The 4,061-nt window shown below is 67.5% G+C and carries 3 protein-coding genes and 1 pseudogene; all 4 read left to right on the forward strand.

Annotated elements, in window-relative coordinates; translation table 11 throughout:
* On the forward strand, positions 1-185 hold a 185-nt coding region (locus MKK68_RS29310; protein ID WP_244033719.1), incomplete at its 5' end, for a transposase.
* A 530-nt stretch (positions 186-715) separates the two neighbouring features.
* Positions 716-1,897: a DegT/DnrJ/EryC1/StrS family aminotransferase gene (locus MKK68_RS29315; protein WP_244033720.1), complete on the forward strand. Its 1,182-nt coding sequence runs from the start codon at positions 716-718 to the stop codon at positions 1,895-1,897.
* On the forward strand, positions 1,897-3,330 hold the full coding sequence (locus tag MKK68_RS29320) for a hypothetical protein (RefSeq protein ID WP_244033721.1): 1,434 nt from the start codon (positions 1,897-1,899) through the stop codon (positions 3,328-3,330). The genes MKK68_RS29315 and MKK68_RS29320 overlap by 1 nt, the downstream gene beginning before the upstream one ends.
* A 100-nt stretch (positions 3,331-3,430) precedes the next feature.
* Positions 3,431-3,922 (forward strand): annotated as a pseudogene (locus tag MKK68_RS29325) (sugar nucleotidyltransferase); the annotation flags it as partial.
* Between the last annotated feature and the right edge of the window lie 139 nt (positions 3,923-4,061).

The raw sequence follows: 4,061 nt of genomic DNA on the forward strand, positions 1-4,061 counted from the left end.
TCAAGCGCCGGACCGAGGTGGTCGGCATCTTCCCCAACGAGGCTGCCATCACACGTCTCGTCGGCGCGATCCTGCTCGAACAGAATGACGAATGGGCCGTCCAGCGGTCGCGCTACATGACCCTGGAAAGCATCGCCCCGACCGGCGAGGATCCCCTGGTCAGCCTGCCCACTCTGGCAGCCTGATCGTCCCGGCCCAAGCCGGTGATCGTGGTGGTCCTCACCGAGCTACACCACGCCAAGGGACACGACCTCGCGGTGTTCCCGATGGACGTATTCGCTTGGGCCGAAACGGATACATCATCGGCGCCAACCCTAATCCTTTTGCGCGTGCGAACGCGTTCGGCGATGCCCCGTCCCTCCGTGGTCGCGCTGAGGAACGGTCGGCGGAAGACCCCTGAGCCGTGCCCGCGCGCGATGGCCCGCGACGGTGCGTGACAGTGCCGAGGAACCTGCAGGTGAATTTTTCCAATATTCCGCAGCTGTATACGGCCGATAATTGATTGAATTCGCAGCAACTCGATCGCTCTGCTGTCATCGCGACATCTCCCCAAACCATGAAGCCTGATATCCGCCTCCGAGCGATTTTGGGCTAGTCAATAATATAGGCGTTCGGTGAGTTGAATAGAGAAAATACCGCCGCCATGCTTCTCGCGTCGGGGATCAGTTCTCCCGAACGGCGATCAGGGCGAATTCAGTAATTCTGAGGTCTCACCATGACAGTGCGAGCGCTGGAAACCATCGCAGCGAACTATCTGCCCCTCACGAAGCCGGATGCGCCGCGCCTGAGCGATCACGTCAGCGAGCTCCAAGAGATCGAGCGATCCTGTTGGTTAAGCAATTATGGGCCGACCAATACGCGACTCGAAGCGGCGATGATCGAGAACGTCTTCGGCGGCGTCGGTTCGTGCCTCACCGTCTGCAATGCAACGAGCGGATTGATGCTGGCGTTGAAGCTGGCCGCCGAACGGTCCGGGCCGACCGCGCGCTACGTCATCATGCCGGCCTTCACGTTCGCGGCGACGGCCCATGCGGCGCTGTGGGCAGGCCTCACGCCGCTGCTGATCGACGTCGATCCGTCGGATTGGTGCGCCTGCCGGATCGCCGAGGACGAGGCCTTGAGGGCCCATGCCGGAGAGGTCGTCGCGATCATGCCGTACGCGACCTTCGGGGCGTGCATCGATCTCGCGCGCTACGATCGCCTGACGCAGGAACACGATGTCTCGATCGTGATCGACGCCGCCGCCTCGCTCGGATGCCTCGACCAGCTCGGTCGAGCCTTCGGCACCGGCTCCCCGCACATGATCGTCTATTCGATGCACGGCACCAAGCCGTTCGGCGTCGGCGAGGGCGGACTGATCTACAGCACCGATGCCGAGACGATCGCGCTCCTGCGGAGCATGGCGAATTTCGGCTTCGACAGCGAGCGCTCGGCCGTGCTGCCGGGGATGAACGCCAAGATGTCGGAGGTCGCCGCGCTCGGCGCCCTCGTCCGCCTCGGCGATTTCGAGGAACGCGCTCGGCACAGGCAGATCCTCACCGCCGCGTATCGCGAGGCGTTGCGCGACTTCTCGATGCAGCAGGCGCCGGGCGAGCGCATCGTCTATCAGTTCATGCCCGTGCTGCTCCCGGTCGGATCGGCCGCGAGCAGGGACGCGATCCGTGCGGACATGGCACGGATGGGCGTCGGCACGGGGAGTTACTTCAGCCCCCATGTCGGGCAGCAGCCCTACTTCCAGCAGCGGTGCGTCTTCGGCGCGCTTCCCGTGGCCGATGCGCTCAGCGCGCACGTCGTCTCACTCCCGCTCTCGGATTTCCTCACCGTCGCGGATGTCGGCCGGATCTGCGAGGCGTTTCGCACGGCCTGCGGCGCCCAGGCTCGGGAGCAGGTGGCGTGATGGCCCGGCGTGCGCCGAAGGCGCCGTTTCGCACCACCATCGTCGGCGGCGGCCCGGCCGCGCTCGCGCCCCTCGTCGCGGCCTCGCGAGACGGGCGCCTCGACGAGATCCTCGCCGGCGGCGTCGCCGTCATCGAGGCCGGGCCGATCCTCGGAGCCGGACGCCTGGGGCGCTACGCGATCTGGTCCGACAGCACGGCCGAAACCTTCCTCACCGCGGTCACCGATCACGCCGACCCGCGGCTCGGCCAGCTGGTCGACCATCCCCTGTGCCGGGAGTTGCGGGGCTACGGAAAGGGTTCGATCCCGCTGGAGAAGGCCGGGGCCCTGATGGTCCTGATCGGCGAGGTCCTCCACAAGGCGATCCTGGATGCCGGGGGGCTGGTCCTCGTCGATCACGAGGCGACGAGCGCCCACCGCGACGCGGACGGGCTGTGGCACACGAAAACCTGCAGCAGGACGATGGGCACGACCTTCGAGGTCGTGTCGGACACGCTGCTCCTCGCCACCTGCGGCGCACAGGATCCGGCGCGGCTGCTCGAGGAGCCGGTCGCGGGCCGGCCGCTCCTGCCGACATTCGCCGGCAAGATCCTGCAATCCGACGATGTCCTGCGACAGGGCGGCACGGAGCGCCTCGCTCGCTTCCTGCTGGGCCGCACCGAGCCGCGCATCGCGATCGTCGGCGGCAGCACGAGCGCGGTCGCAACGGCGGTGCTGCTCCTGAGAACCCTGCCCGAGGAGACGAAGCGGCCCGGCAGCATCCAGATCCTGCATCGGCGCCCGCTGCGGATCTTCTATCCGTCCTCCGAGGCGGCTCTGGCCGACGGCTATACGGAGTTCGAGCCTTGCGACATCTGCCCGGTGAGCGGCTTCGTCTTCCGGTTCGCCGGATTCCGGACCGAATCCCGTGACCTGATCATGAACGTCAGACGCATCGGCGGGCGGCCGGGGGACCCGCGTGTCGTTCCGATGCTCATCGACGGCGCGGATCCGGCCCCCGCGCATCGCCTTCTCGAGGAGGCCGACGTCATCGTCGCGGCGCTGGGCTATCGACCGAGACTGCTGCCCCTGTTCGATTCGAGCGGTGCACCGATCCGCCTGACGGGAAACACGTCCCCCCGTCCCGCCGTGGATGGTGCCTGTCGGGTTCTCGACGCGAAGGGCCGGCCGGTCGCCGGCGTGTTCGGGATCGGTCTCGCCGCCGGCTTCAGGCCGGCCGGTGCCCTCGGTGGCGAACCAAGCTTCGTCGGTCAGGCAAACGGGCTGTGGCTCTGGCAGACGGCCGTCGGCTCGATGCTGCTGGACAATCTACTGACCGCCGCGCGCGAAGACGTCGCGCCCCCATCGCCGTTCGCGCTCGACCTTCACGTGCTGGAGCAGGCGGCGGGGATCGGTGCGGCGCCCGACCTGAGACCGGCCGCCGCGGCGCGGTGAGGCCTGGATCGCTTCGGGCACGTCCCGGCGGAGCGTCGGATGTTTCGGATCGTGATCGCGTCCCCGGCGGGGCGCGGTCGAGCAGGAGGAGTGGGTCGCCATGAAGGGCATCGTCCTCGCCGGAGGGTCCGGGACCCGGCTTCACCCGGCGACGCTGGCCATCAACAAGCAGCTGCTCCCGATCTACGACAAGCCGATGATCTATTATCCGATCTCGGTGCTGATGCTGGCGGGCATCCGCGAGATCCTGATCATCTCCGCGCCCGAGCACCTCGGCAGCTATCAGCAGCTGCTCGGCACCGGCGAGCAGTTCGGCCTGCGCTTCTCCTATGCGGTGCAGCCCAAGCCCGAGGGGCTGGCCCAGGCCTTCATCATCGGGCGCGACTTCGTCGGTACCGACCCGGTCGCCCTGGTGCTGGGCGACAACCTGTTCTTCGGGGCCGGCCTCAAGAACCTGCTCGTCCGCGCGGCGATGCGCGAGCGCGGGGCGACCGTCTTCGCCTATCACGTCGACGGCCCCGAAGCCTACGGCGTCGTCACCCTGGACGGTCGCGGCCGGCCGCAAAAGCTCGTCGAGAAGCCGATCCGGCCCTGACCTGACCGGTATTTTGGACCGAGCCGATTGAGAGGCTACTGCATGGTAGCGGCCATGGGTAGCCGGAAAGCCAGGTCCGGGAAGGTGACAGGCGCGGGCGGCCGATAGCCCAAGGACGAATGCGGTCGAACGCGGT

Origin of the sequence: Methylobacterium sp. E-016 (genome assembly GCF_022829745.1) — a bacterium.
Classification (GTDB): domain Bacteria; phylum Pseudomonadota; class Alphaproteobacteria; order Rhizobiales; family Beijerinckiaceae; genus Methylobacterium.